Source organism: Desulfobacterales bacterium (assembly GCA_034520365.1).
GTDB lineage: Bacteria > Desulfobacterota > Desulfobacteria > Desulfobacterales > Desulfosalsimonadaceae > M55B175.
In genome coordinates this window covers 258,837-277,401 of record JAXHNP010000003.1, presented here as the reverse complement: position 1 = coordinate 277,401, position 18,565 = coordinate 258,837, and the positions used below count along the sequence as shown (strand labels likewise).

The 18,565-nt window shown below is 53.6% G+C and carries 15 protein-coding genes; 6 read left to right on the top strand and 9 right to left on the bottom strand.

Annotation, left to right across the window (positions count from 1 at the left end; translation table 11 throughout):
• The first annotated feature begins 20 nt into the window (after nt 1–20).
• The 3 genes from rpsD to rplQ all read left to right on the top strand — a co-directional run bounded on the left by rpsD (nt 21) and on the right by rplQ (nt 2,222).
• Nucleotides 21–650: a 30S ribosomal protein S4 gene (rpsD, locus tag U5L07_04445; protein MDZ7830981.1), complete on the top strand. Its 630-nt coding sequence runs from the start codon at nt 21–23 to the stop codon at nt 648–650.
• Between the two features lie 154 nt (nt 651–804).
• Nucleotides 805–1,803: a DNA-directed RNA polymerase subunit alpha gene (locus U5L07_04440; protein MDZ7830980.1), complete on the top strand. Its 999-nt coding sequence runs from the start codon at nt 805–807 to the stop codon at nt 1,801–1,803.
• Nucleotides 1,804–1,808: 5 nt separating this feature from the next.
• Entirely contained in the window at nt 1,809–2,222 is a 414-nt protein-coding gene (rplQ, locus tag U5L07_04435; GenBank protein MDZ7830979.1) for a 50S ribosomal protein L17, read from the top strand.
• Nucleotides 2,223–2,345: 123 nt separating this feature from the next.
• Here the strand turns inward: rplQ and U5L07_04430 are convergent, their stop codons facing one another.
• From U5L07_04430 to U5L07_04390, 9 genes are all read right to left on the bottom strand, one after another.
• A complete protein-coding gene (locus tag U5L07_04430) occupies nt 2,346–4,886 on the bottom strand; it encodes a DNA internalization-related competence protein ComEC/Rec2 (GenBank protein ID MDZ7830978.1) in 2,541 nt (846 codons plus the stop codon).
• A gap of 6 nt (nt 4,887–4,892) precedes the next feature.
• Nucleotides 4,893–6,152, bottom strand: a complete 1,260-nt coding sequence (gene murA / locus U5L07_04425; protein MDZ7830977.1) for a UDP-N-acetylglucosamine 1-carboxyvinyltransferase — start codon at nt 6,150–6,152, stop codon at nt 4,893–4,895.
• A 118-nt stretch (nt 6,153–6,270) separates the two neighbouring features.
• Nucleotides 6,271–6,432, bottom strand: a complete 162-nt coding sequence (locus U5L07_04420) for a hypothetical protein (protein ID MDZ7830976.1) — start codon at nt 6,430–6,432, stop codon at nt 6,271–6,273.
• 21 nt (nt 6,433–6,453) lie between these two features.
• Nucleotides 6,454–7,695, bottom strand: coding sequence for a menaquinone reductase integral membrane subunit QrcD (gene qrcD, locus U5L07_04415; GenBank protein ID MDZ7830975.1), 1,242 nt, complete (start codon nt 7,693–7,695; stop codon nt 6,454–6,456).
• Between the two features lie 28 nt (nt 7,696–7,723).
• On the bottom strand, nt 7,724–8,536 hold the full coding sequence (qrcC, locus tag U5L07_04410) for a menaquinone reductase iron-sulfur cluster-binding subunit QrcC (protein ID MDZ7830974.1): 813 nt from the start codon (nt 8,534–8,536) through the stop codon (nt 7,724–7,726).
• 61 nt (nt 8,537–8,597) lie between these two features.
• Nucleotides 8,598–10,880: a molybdopterin-dependent oxidoreductase gene (locus tag U5L07_04405; GenBank protein MDZ7830973.1), complete on the bottom strand. Its 2,283-nt coding sequence runs from the start codon at nt 10,878–10,880 to the stop codon at nt 8,598–8,600.
• A 42-nt stretch (nt 10,881–10,922) separates the two neighbouring features.
• Nucleotides 10,923–11,597: a menaquinone reductase multiheme cytochrome c subunit QrcA gene (gene qrcA, locus U5L07_04400; protein ID MDZ7830972.1), complete on the bottom strand. Its 675-nt coding sequence runs from the start codon at nt 11,595–11,597 to the stop codon at nt 10,923–10,925.
• Between the two features lie 130 nt (nt 11,598–11,727).
• On the bottom strand, nt 11,728–12,561 hold the full coding sequence (ccsB, locus tag U5L07_04395) for a c-type cytochrome biogenesis protein CcsB (GenBank protein ID MDZ7830971.1): 834 nt from the start codon (nt 12,559–12,561) through the stop codon (nt 11,728–11,730).
• A 3-nt stretch (nt 12,562–12,564) separates the two neighbouring features.
• Complete coding sequence (locus tag U5L07_04390; protein ID MDZ7830970.1) at nt 12,565–13,965, bottom strand: cytochrome c biogenesis protein ResB; 1,401 nt, start codon at nt 13,963–13,965, stop codon at nt 12,565–12,567.
• A 352-nt stretch (nt 13,966–14,317) separates the two neighbouring features.
• On the opposite strand from U5L07_04390, the gene lpoB reads away from it, so the two are divergent.
• The 3 genes from lpoB (at nt 14,318) to U5L07_04375 (ending at nt 18,031) form a co-directional block, all read left to right on the top strand.
• Nucleotides 14,318–14,935 carry a penicillin-binding protein activator LpoB gene (gene lpoB / locus U5L07_04385; protein MDZ7830969.1) on the top strand — a complete coding sequence of 206 codons (618 nt, stop codon included), beginning with the start codon at nt 14,318–14,320 and terminating at the stop codon, nt 14,933–14,935.
• 12 nt (nt 14,936–14,947) lie between these two features.
• On the top strand, nt 14,948–16,189 hold the full coding sequence (locus U5L07_04380) for a hypothetical protein (GenBank protein MDZ7830968.1): 1,242 nt from the start codon (nt 14,948–14,950) through the stop codon (nt 16,187–16,189).
• Between the two features lie 81 nt (nt 16,190–16,270).
• Complete coding sequence (locus U5L07_04375) at nt 16,271–18,031, top strand: sigma 54-interacting transcriptional regulator (protein ID MDZ7830967.1); 1,761 nt, start codon at nt 16,271–16,273, stop codon at nt 18,029–18,031.
• The last annotated feature ends 534 nt before the right edge of the window (nt 18,032–18,565 follow it).

The following is an 18,565-nucleotide window of genomic DNA, read 5'->3' as shown; positions in this document are numbered from 1 at the left end:
ATATTTAAGGGGAGGATACGTTGTCAAGGTATCGAGATTCAGTCTGCCGCATATGTCGGCGGGAAAATTTAAAACTCTATTTGAAGGGCGATCGCTGCTATTCGGACAAGTGCTCATTTGATCGCCGGAGCTATCCACCGGGCCAGCACGGCCAGCGGCGGGGTGGCAAAATATCCGATTACGGCACTCAGCTAAGAGAAAAGCAGAAAGTCAAACGCAGCTACGGCCTCTCCGAGAAGCAGTTCAGGCTGGCGTTTGAGCGGGCGGATCAGAAAAAAGGGGTAACCGGCTTCAATCTGCTGCTGATGCTTGAGATGCGGCTTGATAACGTGGTCTATCGTCTTGGTCTGGCCAACTCCCGCCCCCAGGCCCGGCAGCTGCTTCGCCACAACCATTTTTTGGTAAACGGCCGGAAGGTCAATATCCCCTCCTATCAGGTCAAAGTCGGGGATGTGATTGAGGTTCGTGAGAAAAGTCAAAATGTCCAGATGATCATTGATGCGCTTGATGCGGTGGTCAGGCGGACGGCGCCCCCCTGGCTGGAACTCGATTCAGAGAATAAGAAGGGGACGATTCGTGCCTTGCCCACGCGTGAAGATATCACCATGCCGATCCAGGAAAATCTGATCGTCGAGCTTTACTCCAAATAATGATTAGGGTCGCCGACCGCGGTAGGTTGTGTGGGGGGCGGTGCCCCTCGCGTTATCCGCGTATCAGCATGTTGGCTTGACACCAGCGCCGCATAGCCGGGCATCATAAAGAAATTTCTGGAGATTTAAAATGTCACTAAACGAACTCATGTACATGAACTGGCGGGAGATTATCAAACCGGAGAAGGTTCAGGTCGACGACCAGTCCGATACCTACGGCAAATTTGTATGGGAGCCGTTGGAACGTGGATTTGGGATTACCATCGGCAACGCCTTGCGCCGGATTATTCTCTCCTCGATATGGGGAGCGGCGATCGCTTCCGTCAAAATCGAAGATGTGATGCATGAATTCAGTACCATTCCCGGGGTTCTGGAGGATGTCTCCGAGATCATACTGAATTTAAAAAATATCCGTGTCAAGATGGATGATACGGAAGAAAAGACGCTTGAAGTTAATGCCGCCGGCAATACCGTGATCAAAGCCAGGGATATCAAGAGCCCGGACGGGAGAGTCACTATCATGAACCCCGATCAGCACATTGCCACCCTGTCCGAGGACGGCAAGCTCAGTATGGGCATGACGGTCAAGGCCGGAAAGGGTTATTCTCTGGCGGAAAACCATAAAGATCCGGAAGCCCCTATCGGGACGCTCTCCATTGATGCGGTGTTCTCGCCCATCAAACGGGTCAGCTATACCATCGGCAATGCCCGGGTCGGCCAGCAGACCGACTATGACAAGCTGACCATGGAGGTCTGGACCGACGGCGCGGTGGTCCCGGAAGACGCCATTGCCTATGCCGCCAAAATTTTAAAAGAGCAGCTGACGGTTTTTATCAATTTTGATGAAAATGCGGTCCCGGAAATCAGACGGGCTAAGGATGAGGATGAGACCCCGCAATTTAACGAAAACCTCTACCTGGACGTGGATGAGCTGGAGCTCTCCGTTCGGAGCGCCAACTGTCTGCGCAACGCCAATATTACCAAAATTTATCAGCTGGTCCAAAAGACCGAGTCCGAGATGCTGAAGACCAAAAATTTCGGCCGGAAATCGCTAAATGAGATCAAGGAGCTGTTAAGCGAACTCGGCCTTTACCTGGGCATGAACCTGGAAGGCTTTGAACCCCCTGAAGAGGATAAGGATCAAGAGGAATAAAGCATATGCGACATCGAAAGAGCGGACTGAAATTAAACCGAACAGCCAGTCACCGAAAGGCCATGTTTCGCAATATGGTGACCTCACTGTTTAAATACGGAAAAATCAAAACCACGGATGTCAAGGCCAAGGAAATGAAGCGCTGGGCAGATCATATCGTCTCCCTGGCCAAGCAGGGGGATCTGCATTCCCGCCGCCAGGCGATGTCTATCATCCGGGAAAAAGCAGTGGTCCACCAGCTTTTCAGCGAGGCCCCGGAGCGGTTTTCCGATCGGTCCGGCGGCTATACCCGGATCACCAAGCTGGGGCCCCGAAAAGGCGATGCCGCCTCGCTTTCCATAATTGAATTGACCGGTGTGCCGGCCGCATCCGGCAAAAATCAGAAAGGCGAGGAGAAAAAGAAAAAAGCCTCTGCCTAGTTATCTGTTCTGACCCGGTTTACCCCCGCCCTGCCCGTTTTTTCTCCCCCCTTCATGAGTACCCACTAAACGGGCAGGGCTTTTTTATTCCAAATACCCCCCATCCTATAATATTCGCAGGTATCAGTTCTGATCCCCGGCAAAGAGCCGCAGCGTCTCGCCCCGGACGGGTATCAGGTCCATATGATCCGCACCGAACACCACTTCTACCGCCCCGTTCTGATTGGTTTGAAAAATTTGGCACCCTCTTTTTTTGTATCGCTTGATCACGCCCGGCGCCGGCAGATCAAACCGGTTTTGCGGCCCGGCGGATATAACCGCGGCCCTTGGGCTGACTGCCTCCAGGAAGTCCTTTGTGCTTGATGTCTTGCTTCCATGATGCGGGGCAAGCAGCACTGATGCGTGAAGCTTTTCAGCAGCAGCGGCGACAAGCCTTTTTTCCGCGGTTTTCATAATATCGCCGGTCAGAAGCAGGGCCTGCCCGTTATAGGCGGCTTTTAATACAATGGAGTGGTTATTTTTGGCATCGGTTTGGATAGAGCCGCTGGAATCGGCGGGCGGGGGGTGGAGGATATCAAATGTGACCCCGTTGATATGGAATCGCCGGGAAATTTGGTCAAGCCGCAGATGTTTTATTTTGTGTTTTCTGATGGCTTCAAGGAAGGCTTTATACCCCTGACTATCCGCTTTTTGATGCGTGGAAATAACCCGGTCGACATGGAAATGGTTTAGAATATAGATGAGCCCATTCAAATGGTCCGCATCCGGGTGGGACAACACCACGGTATCGATGGTTCTGATTTTTCTGTCCCATAGCAGCGGGGCGAGCACGTTTTTGCCCACATCGAACACAGCATTGCTTGTAAATCCGCCGCCATCCACAAGCATCCGATAGCCTGCCGGCAGCTCCAGCAGGGCGGCGCTGCCCTGGCCTACATCCACGATTGTTGCGATAAATTCATTTTTCCAGAACCGGTCATGGCACCAAAAGGCGATGTCTGCGGCAAGCACGATAGATGCGGCCGCTATGATAAAGACCGCCGGCTGCTTCAGGGCTGCCCGGCTTAAAAGCGGCCTTTCGGCCCGTCCCAGCAGGTATAGAAAACTAAACAGCAGGATATAGACGCAGGTCAGCTCAAGCACAGAGGGGGTGATGGTTTTGGCCGCACTAAACGGCCATTCGCCGATGGGATAGATAACCGCCAGGCCTAGCTCAATACCAACGCCGGCGGCTTTAAGCCCCCATGCCGCCAGGGGCGCATACAGCGGAAACAGCACCAGAACTGAAAAAAGCGAGAGCGGGACCACAAAAAAGCCGATAATCGGGATAATTAAAAGATTTGTAAAAAGGCCGAAAAACGCCGCCTGATTAAAGTAATGCATGGTCAGCGGGGTGGTGCCCAGGATGGCAAACAAAGAGACCATCATAAAAGACAACACTGGTGCCATGAGTCGATGGTTTTGAAATCCGGCCCGCCAGTGCCGTGTGCCGGAGATGCCGATGATAATAGTAAGCACCGCCATAAAGGAGAGTTGGAAGGATATGGAAAACAGGGCCGGCGGATAAAGGATCAGGATGACCATGGCCGCGATGGCCAGGGTATTGGGGAGATCATGCTCGCGTTCGATCAGAAAGGAGAAAAGAAAGACACTCACCATGATCACCGCCCGCTGGGTAGAGGGGGACATCCCTGCCAGCAGACCATAGATTAACACCGGGAGCACGGCAAGCACTGCTGCGAATTTCCGGCTCCAGCCCCGATACAGGATCGCCGGCCAAAGCCTCAGCGCCCGCTTGAAGACGAAAAAGGCAAACGCCGCAACAATGCCGATATGAAGGCCGGAAATGGCCAGCACATGGCTTGCGCCCGCCCGGTTGAAGGCAGTTTTAAGCGCCGGGGAAAGCGCCTCCCGCTGGCCAAGGACCAGGGCGGATAAAACCGCCTGCTTGTCGCCTGCCACGGCGGATTTAATCAATTGGCCGACCGCCTGACGCATCCGGTCGAGTAGGGCGACAGCCGGGTTTACGGGGCCTGTCTGCTCAACCTCAAGCCGGTTGCCCGAGGCATAGGCGCTGGCCCATACATTTTGATACGCCATAAATGATTTGTAATCAAAGCCGCCGGGGTTGTTAAAATTATGAAACGGCCGGATGCGGCTTTGAAATCGGATATGATCATGGCGGCGAAGTTCTTGCTCTGGCCCGTACACCTTCATCCGCAGATTGCCCCGCACACATTTTTGCGTCTCCGGATGATTCGGCTTGGAAATTTTCAGATCGGATAATAAAAATTTTACCCGATAGCTCTGCCGGATAGGGTCAGTGGCGATTCTGCCGGTGATTTCCCATGATTTTTCCGCATCCCGGCTATACTGGCATAAGTGATTTGGTTGGTCCGGGACAACTTGCCAGGGGACAAGGCTGAGATAGCCCAGGGCACAAAAGAAAATAAGTGGTGACAATCTGGCGGGCCGGTCAAGAAACACCAGCCCAAAGATAAAAGTGCCCGCGGTGATGCATAGGAAAAGGGCGGGCTTGTTAAAGCCGGGCAGGGTGTGGGCGGCGGAAATGCCGGCCATCAAGGCAAAAAGCAGTGGGATTAACGGCCGGAAATAATATCTGCGCTCAAATAAGCGGGAAGGGTTTTTTATAAACCTTGCCATGGCAGGCTATTTTGCGGCGGGCACCCGCTTGATGGAAGCGCCCAACCGGCTGAATTTGTCTTCCAGACCGTCATAGCCCCGATCCAGATGATAGACCCGGCTGATGCGGGTCTCCCCGGTAGCGACCATGCCGGCAAGCACCAGGGAGGCACTCGCCCGAAGGTCAGTGGCCATCACCGGTGCCCCTGAAAGTTGGGTCACGCCCCGGACCATGGCGTGGCTTCCGGAGATGGTAATGTCAGACCCCATGCGCTGAAGCTCGCTCACATGGATAAACCGGTTTTCGAACACGTTTTCGGAAATCACGGAAAATCCGTTGGCCACTGCCATCAGCACCATGAACTGGGCCTGCATATCCGTGGGAAAGCCGGGATAGGGCATGGTTTTAACGTCCACGCTGTTGATCGGCGAATGCCCTTTAACCCGGATGGAGCGGTCCAGGCTTTTGATTTCCGCGCCGGTTTTTTCAAGCTTGAGGATCAATTCCTTAAGGTGAGCGGGCTCGCATTCTTTGATAAGAATGTCGCCGCCGGTAAGTGCGGCGGCCACCATGAAAGTTCCCGTCTCAATCCGGTCCGGGATAATGCGGGTGGTGACCGGTTTTAGGGTTTTTACGCCCTTTATGGTAATAACCGAGCTGCCCGCGCCTGAGATATCCGCTCCCATCAGGTTCAATACTTCGGCAAGGGCCGTAATTTCCGGTTCCCGGGCCACGTTTCGCAGGACGGTTTGGCCTTCGGCCAATACAGCGGCCATCATGAGATTCTCTGTTCCCGTAACCGTCGGCAGGTCCAGATAGATTTCCGTCCCGATGAGCTTTTTGGCGGAGGCCTCCACATAGCCGTGGGCCAGTTCAATATCGGCTCCCAAACGCGAAAGCCCGTTTAAATGCTGTTCAATGGGCCGCGCCCCGATGGCGCAGCCGCCGGGAAGCGAGACCCGGGCCCGCTTCATCCGGGCCAGCAGAGGGCCTAAAACGAGTATCGAGGCCCGCATTTTTCTGACATGCTCATATGGGGCTTCAAAATGGGACAAATTGCCGGTGTCAATGGCAAAGGTATTGTCGTAAAATTCGACCTCCGCCCCCATGTCGGAGAGCAGGGCCTGAATGCTTAGAATGTCTTTCAATGCCGGAACATTATGAAATTCAAAGCGGCCGCCGGTCAGCAGGGTCGCCGCAATGATCGGCAGCGCCGCGTTTTTCGCGCCGCTTACCGTTACCTCGCCATTTAATGGGCTGCCGCCCTTAATTAGGATTTCATCCATATCTAAGTTCTTTGATCAGGGAAGTTTCATCATAAAAAAAGCGTTACCCGCCCCCATTTTACCTGTGAGAGCGGGATAACGCTTGATTGAAAAAGCAATAATTGGATGATGCCTATTCTTAGTGGTGATGCCCGTTATCATCCTCCCGGAAGGTATCCCACGCGGATTTGATGACACAATAGGTCAATCCAAGCCCCACAATAGAGAGTGCATACCACAGGGCCCCGTGAAAGACCATATGCAGTATATCCCATTCCCACTCAAAGCTGAAAGGAAACATATATTTTCTCCTTACGTCAGATTAATTGGTCGGGTTGAGTTCGCGTTCCTGGGGAAATACCGGCAGATAGCGGTGCGCCAGGGAAATTACGATAACCCCGTAAGCTACCGGCAGAATCGTTGTCGCCACCTCCTGCCAGCTGGGAGAATACATGAACCAGCTCTCAAACGGTACCACCGGTACGGCCAATGTCTGGAGCACCATCACCCATCGATTGACAGAAACCCCGATCACCGCCAGAACCACGGCCAGCAGGAGCAGCGATTTGTTCTCCCGGCCTTTGCGGGTAATTAAAATGGCCGCCGGCAAGATCCCGCAGATCACGATTTCCAGAATCAGAATCCAGAGTCCGTATACCGGATTGTTGGTATAGAAATCCATGAATGAAAAACCCATACCGGGCGCGGTCACAACAGCCCAATAGATGGTATCCGCTATTTTGGCAATCATATAGGTGGCCAGCATCCAGCCGGAGATTTTGGCCAGAAGCTGGATCACATCGTCTTTGACCAGTTTTTTGCGGGTCAGCTTCTCGGTAATCCAGGTAACGAGAATGGTAAAACAAGGGCCACAGGCCGCCGCCGACCAGGTAAACAGAAAGAAAGTCCAGGGCCACACGTTGATACCTTCCCGGTAGGAAAAGGGTCGGCCGAACAGGACGCCGGACACACCGCCCAATGAGCCTTGATGGAAGAAGGAGAGGAACACGCCGGTGGCCGCAAAGACCGCCATGATGCTGTGCATGTTATGGGCCAGGTGATGCAGAAACGGGATTTTATCCAGCTTCGGGTTCTCAAATATGTTGGGCAGAAATTCAACGGTCAGCACGGCGAAGTAACAAGACAGGCAGAAGGCCACTTCGGTTAACATAGAGTGCTCATTGGCGTGCCAGAAGATAAACCAGCCCCGAAGGGGTTGGCCGATATCAATGGCCAGGATCAGAAGCGCCGAACTGTAGCAGATAAATCCAATGATCACGGCGTAATTGATAATGTTTTTGAGTTTGTCCTTGCCGAGAATATAGGTCAGAAAACCGGTGAAAAAGGCGCCGCCGCCCAGTGCAATGACCGCCAGGTCGGCCCAGATCCATAGGGCAAAGCCATATGCATCGTTCATATTGGTCTGGTTCAATCCCTTGTACCAGATCAGATACATGGCATAGACCCCCCAGAGGAGGACGGCCGTGGCAGCAGCCATCCACAGGGTGAATTGCATTTTTGAGCAGCGTTTTACCCCCGGAGGTATTATTGGCGTCGTCTCCATATTTGTCATGCTCCTTGCCATAGGTTAACTATTTATGGTGAATCTCTTGTCTGCCGGACTGCGGCCTGGATTCATTTTCCAGATAATTGTCCCCGGCGCGCCGCACCCAGGATTTGCTGGAGAGATAATAGACCTTGGGATTGGTATGCAGCCGCTCCAGAAGCCGGAAGGCGCGTGGGCTGTCCTTTAACTTGGCCACCTCGTGATCCGGATTATGCAGATCGCCGAATATAATCGCGCTTGTCGGGCAGGCTTCGGCACAGGCGGTCTGGTATTCGGATTCAAGGATTTCATCCCGGCCCTCCATATAGGTCTTATCCCGGGCCTGCTGGTAGCGCTGAAAACAAAAAGTACATTTTTCAACAACGCCCCGCATCCGCGCGGATACATCGGGATTTAAATATTTTTCCGTATCCGCCGGCCAGACCGGATCCCACCAGTTGAATTTTCTGGCATGATAGGGGCAGGCGGCCATACAGTATCGGCAGCCGAAGCATCGCGTGGGGATCTGGCTGACCACGCCGGTGTTATAGTCATAATCGGTGGCCACTGCCGGGCAGACTGAGACACAGGGCGAATGGCCGTGCTTGCCGATTCCGTCGCAATGCTGGCAGGGCATCGGCAGATAGCACACTTCGGTATCCGGATAGGGTTTGCCGTTGTCTATCTGAAAGATCCGGATCCAGTTGAGACTGTCAAGCTTGTGCGTCTCGTTTTCTTTAAACGGCACATTGTTTTCGGCGTAACACGCCACCATGCAGGCCCCACAGCCGGTGCATTTGTCAAGATCGATGACCATGCCGTAGCGCTTGGTGCTTGTGTATCCATGTTGTTCTTTCATCCCAACCTCATCGCTGACTGTTTATTTTCCCGGTTTTAGAGAGCCTCTGAATTGCCGGGAATTAGGCCTTTGTTATATTCGCCCGGATGCCCCATGCCGCATTCAGCCCGGACATCGGGTCTTCGATCGGGCCGATTAGTTTGTTGAAATTGACGCCCTTGTCTGTCAGGTATTTGGAATAGGCGGTATGGCCAAAGCCCCGGGGCATGGCGACAACACCCGGTTCGACGCCCTCATAAAGGTGGAGCTTGACTTCTGCCTGGCCTCTCGGAGTAGACAGCCGCACCCGGTCGCCCTCAAAAAATCCCATCTTTCGGGCGGTCTTTGGGTTAATCTCCACAAAAACGGTCTGATCCAGCAGCACCGTTTCATCGATGGTTTTGGTCATAAACGGCGGATTGCCGATTTCTCCGCCGGCAAGCCGGATGGAATCATAGGGAACCAGGATCAGCGGGAGCTGACCGGATTCTCCTTCGATGGCCACCTTGGTGAAGTTTGGCAGAATATCTTTATCCTTGCCGTTTGCGTTGTTTCTCGCCGAAGGGTAGAATTCAAATTTGCCGGTGGTCGTATTGAACTGATCGGTAAATGGAATGTCCTGCGGCCCCTTGATGAACGCAAAGCCCTTTTTTTCCAGTTGGTCCCAGTGATCCTTCAACGCGTCTTTTAAGTAGGCCTGGTAGTCCTTCCAGGCAAACGCCTTTTCAACAAACGAGCCCATGGCCTTGGCCATTTGGATGACCAGATTCCCTACGGGCCGGGTGTCGTATTGCGGCCGGACCACGGGCTTGGAAAGTCCAATGACCGGCTGGACGGTGCCCGGCGGGGTAGGCACATCCGAGTAGCTTTCAAGAAAAACATGGTCTGGCAGGATATAATCCGAATAACTGGCGGTTTCATCCATAAAGGAGGAGAAGCTGACCAGAAACGGGATTTTATCCAGGGCCGCTTTGGTGGCCTGGGTATCGGGAAGCGTATAAAGGGGATTGGCGTCACTTACCAAAAGCGCCTGCACCGGTGAGTCCCCTTTGGTGCTGTTAATCACCTCGGGCAGTCGGTGCAGCAGAAATCTGGCATTCGGGTATTGGTCGCTGCCGGCTCCGTCCACCCGCGCGTTCTGAAGGCCTTTGGATGCGGTTTTATCAATGTTTACTTCCGGCCATTTGGCATAATCCGGCTCAGCCACAACAGAGACACCGCCCGGCTGGTTGATGTTTCCGGCCAGGGCATTTAGGGCATGAACCGCCATGCATTCATCGAGGCTGCCCGGCAGGTGGCCCTGGCCGCGCCCGCTTACGGCAATAGGCTTCTTGGCGCGGGCAAACTGGCGGGCCAGCTTTTCGATCATGGGTTTGGGCACACTGGTGATCTCGGCCACAATTTCCGGCGCATAGTCCTTTAGGACCAGGTTCTTGAATCCCATGTGGCGCTTGCCGCTATCATCGGTCCAGTCCTCGAATCCGAAGGCCCATTTGCTGACAAAGGCTTCATTGTAAAGGGATTCCCTGATCATCACGTGGGCGATGCCCAAAGCCAGGGCCCCCTCGGTGCCCGGCGTGATGGGAACCCATTGATGGGCCTTGGCTGCGGTATCCGAGAGCCGGGGTTCGATTTGAACAAATTTTTTATTGTCATGCATCTTGCCGTAAATGCTTAACATCCGGGCAGGGGAGCTCCAGCCCTGGAACAGGCCGGTGCCAAAGCTTAGCACATGATCGGCATTTTCGATATCAAAGCCCACAGTCCCCTGCTGGCCCTGCATCAGGTAAGCGGCCAGTTCATAGGCATCCTGTACCGTCGGCGGCCGGATAAAATTCGGTGACCCGTAGGCGGTCAGGAACCGGTAGATCAGCTGGGGCAGGGTGCCCCTATCATCGCCCGCCACCCAGGCCACTGTATGCGGTTTCTGCTCATCCCGCAGTTCCTTTAATTTGCCGGTGACCGCTGAAATGGCTTCTTCCCAGGTAATTTTCTGCCACTTGCCTTCGCCCCGCTTGCCGACGCGTTTCATAGGGGCTTTCACCCGTGACGGGCCATAGAGGAACTGAAGACCGGAATGCCCCAGCGGACAGAGCTTACCCTGACTAACCGGGTGCTCCGGCAGGCCGTCGATTTTGACCGCCCGGTCGACGATTTTTCGTACCCGAATGCCGCAGCCGCCCGGACAAAGGGTACAAACGCTGGTCTTGTAAGAATCCGGTCCGTCTTTGGGCACAGGCGTCCACGGCCAGTTCTGGGTCCAGATCGATATATCGTCCGTCAGTTTCCAAGGCACCGGCGTAAGCGTAGAGCCGACGATCACCCCGACGCCCAACGAGATAAAACTTCTTCGATCAATTTTCATGGATTTAACCCCTTATATCAATATCCAGTTCGGCAATACCAGTTACTGATGGCATTGAAAGCAGTATCCTTTGTGGCCGGTTTCCTTTTCATGGCAATCGGCGCAGTCGTTCATCTTCATCCGCATGCCGTGTTTGGCTTCGCCCAGCCGGGCGATGTTGTAGCCCCAGATATCCCGGCTGTAACCGGTCAAACGGTTCTCCTGGTAGGGCCGGGAATGGGTGGAATGGCCGATGTCGCCGTGGCAGGTTTTGCAATCCATGCCGGCACCCTTGACATGGGCGGCATGGGAGAAGAACACGCAGTCCGGCTGCTTGGAGTAAACCAGCCAGGGGACTTCCTTATTGGGCAGTACGTATTCGTTGACAAATTTTTCCTCTTCCGGGTCGGTCCCTTGGACGAACTGGTGACAGCCGGAACAGGAGTAAAGGTCGGGGATACCGGAGAAGCTGCCGTCGGAGCGGAAGTAGTGGCAGCTCTGGCAGCCTTCATAAACAACGCCCATATGAAGTTCATGATTGAAGTCGATGGGCTGCTCTTTTTCCGAATAGAGCATGTTGGGAAACAGGAGCCAGCCGCTCAAAACGCTGCCGATGAAACCGATGATAAAAAAGAGCAGAATAAACCAGCCGGAGCCGTTGCTGCGCTTTTCTGGGGCATCGCCGGATTCCGGGGATGCCGGGTGGGAGGCCGGATGTTGTTGATCGTTGGTGTTCATGAATACTCCGTTATGCTACGTTGATGTGTGATTATCCCCGTATTGATCCATGCATATCCATTTGCGTTTATTATATTTAAAGAAAAATTGGATATCTATTTTGAAGCCGGATGTCAATAAAAATGTCAAATTACTGATAACTATGCAATCCCGGAAGCAGGTTGACGCCGAAATAGGTAAAGATTACCGCCAGGAAACCCGCGCAGCAGAGGACTGCAATCTTTTTGCCGGTCCAGCCCCGCATCATCCGGGCATGCAAAAGGGATGCATAGATGAGCCAGGTGATAAGCGACCAGGTCTCCTTCGGGTCCCATCCCCAGTACCGGCCCCAGGCCTGATTGGCCCATACCGCGCCGGTGATGATCCCTGCCGAAAGGAAGAGAAATCCGAACATGACCATCTGATGGGTCAGCTCATCTAACATGTCCACATGGGGAATTTTTCCGGCAACCCCGCCCGTCTGATGATCGCGGCCGGCTTTGATAAAATAGAGGAGGCTGATGCCAAAGGCCACGGCGAAAGCGGCATAGCCGATAAAACAGGTAATCACGTGCGCGATCAGCCAATTGCTCTGGAGCGCGGGGATTAAGGGTTCAATGCTGCTGTTCACTTTGGGCAGCGACGCATAGGCCATAGCCAGAAAAGAGATGGGGCTTGCCACCACGCCGATAATCCGGAGTTTATAGCGAAATTCTAGAAACAGGTACAAGGCGGCGATGCAGAAGGCAAAAAACACCAGGGATTCATAGAGATTGGATAGCGGGGCATGGCCGTAGCCCATCTGGTAGGATTCGATCCAGCGAAGGATAATCCCGATCAAATTCCCGGTCACCGCGGTAATTGTGGCCGCAGTGGCCAGTTTTCCGGGCAGTTCCTTTTTAAATATCCAGGCACTGATATACAGAAGGACAGCCAGCCCATAAATAAATGTAATAATTGAAAACAAACCTGAACTGGTTATCATGGGTTACCTTTCATCGGTATTTTGCATATTTTTCAGCTGCCCGGCCAGTCGACGGGCGGCCGCTTTCATGCCCGGCCGGTTCTTGCCGGACACACAGGCCAGCATGACCTGCGTCTGACCGTTTTTTTCCGCAAGCTCCACGCAAACCTGCTTATGCAACATAAAAAAGGTAATGTAGCAGCCGATGATAATGAGGATAAACCCCGCATATACCACCGGCACACCGGGATCCCGGGTAACCTGCAGCCCCGTATAATAGCCGAATTCAATATCTTTGACCGAAATCGCAAAATCCCCGCCCCGCATCCGGTCAAAGCGCGGGTGGTTAAGCGGAAGGACAAAGAAATTCCCGGTTTCCGGATCAGGCTGTTTTTCCGGGGGGATGGTTCGGCAGATAAAGGAATCCCCGATGTTGTGGCCGCGGAAATTAAAGTTACTCCGGAAATCTTCGACCACCAGGGTGCCTTTATCCGACGGCATGGGGATGCGAGCCCCTATAGCGCCCTGTTTTTCATAGGTCATGCCGGATTCCGGATCCGTAAACACCACCGTAAACTTTTCCCCGGGTGTGCGGCCGTAGCTGGATTGAAAGATATTGATGCCCTGGTAGCGCAGCGGATCGTTGACCCGGATGTCGGCCTTATGGACGACCTCCCCGTCATTTAGGATGGCAACCGAGGAACGGTATTCCTTGGGCATGCCGGAGTCATAGTGGCTGATGGAAAAGTCGTCGCAGCGGATGGCAAAGGGCAGCCTTTTTTGCTCATCCTGGTTTCTCAGGGATATCTGCTGAACGCTTTTCCCCTCGGGCACATTGGCAAACCCTTCAAAGCCGAAAAAGGAGCCGATCAGTCCGCCGATGACGAGAAGCAGGATGCTGAAATGCACGGCATAGACGCCCAGCCGCGTCCAGCGGCCCTTCTCGCCGAATATCAGCAGGCCGCTGTCGGTTTCCTGGGTAGTGATGTGCCGGTAGTGTCTGGCGAGATAGGATTTATAGGGAGTTTTCAGCCCATTCGGTTTTGCATCCGCCGTCCATTCCACTCGATTCGGCGATTTGCGAAATCGATTGGCCTGAAAATTGATCTTTTTGGGAAAGATGATTTTCCAGGTTTTGGACAGCCGCTCAATGGAGCAGATGATGATATTGATGGTCAACAGCCCCATCAGCAGCTGAAACCACCACGCATGGTACATATCAAAAAAGTCCAGTGCGTTGAAGATGCTGTAAAGGGTCTCTCCATACCTCTGCAGATACATCATCGGACTGGCGTTCTGGGGTATGATGGTACCGATGACCGAGGTGGCCGCCAAAGCGAGCAGCACCACCACAGAGAGTTTCACGGAGGCAAAAAATTTCCACACCTTGTTGGTGAGGTTTTCAGTAAAACTTGATTGATTCATTATTTCCGCCTGTTATACTTTATCCAGAAAAGAGTGGTTATTCATAACAAATAATTTTAGGGCAAGCAAACAGAATTCGTTTTGAAATGCTTGCTTGATCAAAGCGCTTTGAGTTAACATTTATTTTAATCATCGTTTTCAAGGAGCTGATCGTACTCAGTCCCGCATGAGCGGGACGGTACTCGTGCTCGTAATCGTACTCGGGAAATTTAAAGGCCGATTACGAGTACGAGCACGAGTACGAGTACGATTACGAGTACGAATCAAAAGTTACTTTCTGCAAAAATACCGTCGCGGCGGAATAAATCGCTCATTGCGAAGCCATCAATATTTTAGGAAAGGAAGGCAACAAATGATTATCCAGTTGAGGAAATGGCGGCTTTATATAATTGTCTGCCTGTGCGCCGTGCTCATTGCCGGCTGCCGGGCCACCACCCGGGATATATCGCCGGAGGCAGACATCCATTATGATGAAGCCTATGATTTTACGGATAAAAAGGTGATTGTGGACGAACTGGTCACCTCACTGGCCAATAAGCCCCCGCTGTGCTGCCGGGAGGGGCGTCCAGTGATCGTGGTCTATGATGTGGCCAACCGGACCAGCCAGCATATTGATACCAGCGGCATTACCGATGACATCCGGCAGGAGATCCTGGCCACGGGCAAGGCCCGGTTTGTCAATAAAACCCAGCGCCAGAGTATTCAAAAGGAACTGGGGTATCAATACAGCGGCAATGTCAGTCCGGAAACCCGGATCAAGCGGTCCCGGCAGGTGGGCGCGGAGTATATGCTGACCGGCACCCTGCGCTCGATCAAGAAAAAACAGCCCAAGCAGATGCGGCTGAAGCGGAGAACCCTTCAGTATTACAGCCTGACCCTGGAGCTTACGGATCTGGAGACGGGTCTTATTGAGTGGACTGAAAGTGTGGAAATTGTGCGCGAAGCGGCCAAGCCCTTTATCGGCTGGTAGTGATTTAAATATATGCAGAATCGGGGCTTTAAAAGGCGCCTGGCGGCACTCGTCTGCCTGCTCCTGCTGACGGCAGGCGGGTGCGCCTCAGGTAAGCTACAGCTCGCCCGGCAGTCTTTCTATGACGGCCGGCTGGATTATGCCGTTCAAGTGCTTGAAGATGAAGCAGAGGTCTCCCGGCGGGACCGGCTGCTTTATTTTATGGAAAAGGGGGTCATCCTTCATCATCAGAAGGATTATGCCCAAAGCATACGGATGCTCCGGCAGGCTGCGGATCTGATTGACCGTCAGGAGGTCATCAGTGCCAGCCGTCAGGCCGGATCTCTGGTTACCTCTGAGCGGCTGACCAATTATAAGGGTGAGTATGCCGAGCGACTGTGGGTGCATACCTACCTGATGATGAACTACCTGTTGAGCCATGACCCGGAGGATGCCATGGTTGAGGCCAAACAGGCCCTGGAGGTCTTTGATGCTTATCCGGACGCCCTGGCGGGCGCCTATTTTACCCGCGCGCTTATCGCGCACTGCTTTGAAGCCAACGGAGAGGTAAACGGCGCCTATATCGAGTACAAGAAGCTCGCCAGGGCGCTGGGCGACCCCGCGCCGGTGGCGGACCGCCTGGTGATGCTTGCCCGTCGGCTGGGGTTTTCGGATGAGGCGGCAAAGTATGAAAAGCATCTTTCCCCCGCACAGCGCCAGGCTCTCGAATACGGGCCGGGGCCGGCGGTGATCCTTTTTGTCAGCCAGGGCCGCTCGCCGGTCAAGATCCCGCAGAATATCGTAGTCCCGCCCTCCATTCGGTTTTCTTTCGCCACCTACAGGAAGCGGACCCGTGCCTATCAGGCCCCTATTATTTACGGGGCTTGCGGGAAAATGGACGGCCTTCGGGTTAAAACAGATCTTGCCCATGTGCTAAAAGCTTCGCTCAAAGAGCGGGCCGCCCAAATTATTGCCAAAGAAACCGCCCGGGTGGTGGCCAAGGAGGCGATCTCGCAGAATATCGATGATGCGTTTCTGGAGGCCCTTATCCGGGTTGCTTTTTTTGTGCTGGAAGAGCCGGATACCCGGGCCTGGCAGACGCTTCCGGCATACTGGACCCTGATCCGGATTCCGTTTTCACCGAAAACCAAGCAGGTCCCTGCTTTGACAATCAGAGATTCCGGGATGGCAATAAAACTTGCGGCATTCCGGATTATTCGGCAGTATACCTACTTTACCATAAGAGGGGGGGGCGGCTGTTATGGGAGGCCATGAGCGCTCAGCGGATGAAACGGCAGAATCTCCGGGATCGGCCCAGTCGGCTGGGCACTGATGGGCACTGAAAAAAGGTGATAAATGGCGGAGTCCAATAAAAATACCCATGAAGCAGCCAATCGCGGCCGGAATCAGACGCATTACCTGAGCGCATTTGAAAAATCCGGGGCGGCCTCCATTATTATCGAGCCGGATATGACCATCGCCATGGCCAATGCCGAGTTTGAGAAGCTTTCCGGCTATTCCAAGCAGGAAATCGAGAACCGCATGAAATGGTCGGCGTTTGTCGCCCCGGAGGATCTGGAGCGGATGCAGGCCTACCACTATGCCCGAAGACAAGGAGACGAAGCGGCGCCGGCCGAATATGAATGCCGGGTGTATAACCGGGCCGGTGAGCTCCGCCATATATTTATGAAGGTGGGGATGCTGCCGGATGGCAGGCTCAGCATTGCCTCGTTTATGGATATTACCTCCCTTAAGCACACGGAAAAGGCGCTTAAGGAAAGCGAGGCCAAGCTGCGTACCATCATTGAGGCGGTTCAGGGCGATATCTATATCTGTGACCATGAGCTGCGGATTACATTTATGAACCGGGGGCTCATCGACAAGATCGGCCGGGATGCCACGGGCGAGCGATGCCATGAGGCCCTGTATGGGCTGAGCCAACCATGTTCCTGGTGCAGTCAGAAGTCTGTTTTCGGCGGCGGAACCGAGCGAGTCGAATTTGAGCACCCCATGGACGGGCGCTGGTATGAGGCCATCCTTTCTCCGATATATGAGGGGGGTGATGCGGTGAGCCAGCTGGAAGCCCTGGTGATTGATATCACCAAGCGAAAGCGGGAGGAAAGGGCCCTTGCCGAGCGGGCGGCCTATTTGCGCAAGGAAAATGTGCGGCTTAAATCCTCCATGCGGGAGCGTTTCCGGTTCGGGGACATCATCGGCAAGAGCCAGCCCATGCAGGCGGTATATGACCTGATATTAAATGCCGCGGCCACAGATGCCAATATCATCATTTACGGGGAATCCGGCACCGGCAAGGAGCTAGTGGCCAAGGCGATTCACGAAAACAGCGACCGGCAGCATGAACCGTTCGTGGTGGTCAACTGCGGGGCGATCCCGGAAACACTGCTTGAAAGCGAGTTTTTTGGATATAAAAAGGGGGCCTTCACCGGCGCGGGACGGGACAAGCACGGCTATCTGGCGCTGGCAGACGGGGGCACCCTTTTTCTGGATGAACTGGGCGAGATTGGCCTTAACATGCAGGTTAAGCTGCTTCGGGTTCTTGAAGGCCATGGATATACGCCGGTCGGGGCGACCCAGCCGCAATATCCCCATATTCGGTTTATCGGGGCTACCCACCGCAAGCTTCGCGAACTGGTTAAATCCGGCGGCATGCGGGAGGATTTTTTTTACCGGATCCATGTGATCCCGATTCATCTGCCGCCCCTGCGCGAGCGCAAAGAGGACCTGTCCCTCTTGGTGGAGCATTTTCGGCAGAGCTATCCGGCGGATTCCGAGCTTCCGCCGATTACCGGAGAAATCATGGATGCCATTTACTGTTATGACTGGCCGGGCAACGTGCGGGAGCTGCAGAATGCCCTGCATCGGTATTTTACCCTGCACCAGTTTGATATCCTGAGATCGCCCGAATCCGGCCAGGCCCCGCCGCCAATGGATGCGCCGGTTGAGCTGGATACGGCGCTGGCGGGTTATGAGAAGGATCTGATCCTTTCAGCCCTTGAAAATACCAAGTGGCATCGGGGCCGGGCGGCCGACCGCCTTGGCGTCAACCGCCGCACCCTGTATAAAAAAATGAAAAAATATGGGCTTGATCGATCCTGAATTGAGAACGATAATACCCAAAATTTTTTTTCCATTAATCTCAGTAAGTAAACCTGCCATATGCATCTTTTTGAGAACGATCGAACCCGTTTATAGCATCCCTCCTGTTTTTCAAATTTTTTAAATTAATAAGAAAAATCATTAACTTATATTCGTTCTACCTCTTGGCATGGGACTTGTAAAGAATAGGGGTAATTATTGTGATGGTTAAGTCGTAAAGGCCCTTCTAAGTAACTTCACGGTTTAAGGTATAGGGTTTAAGGTGTAAGGTTAATGAAATCAAGAATTTATGGTCGGCACGGTGGCCGACCCTACGATGAATCGGGTTTTTCCCCATTCGTAGGGCGGGCCACCGTGCCCGCCGAAAAATAGATAGAACAAATTTACCGTGCCTCAGTGCCTTTAAAGTTATTTTTAGCTCGGTCCCGGGCGCACGGCCCGGGGGGAATACTTTCAATGGAAATTCTGCTGGTAAAAGCGAACTCGGATTATTCCGAGCAGATGAAGAAACGGATGACGCGATGCGGCCATCAT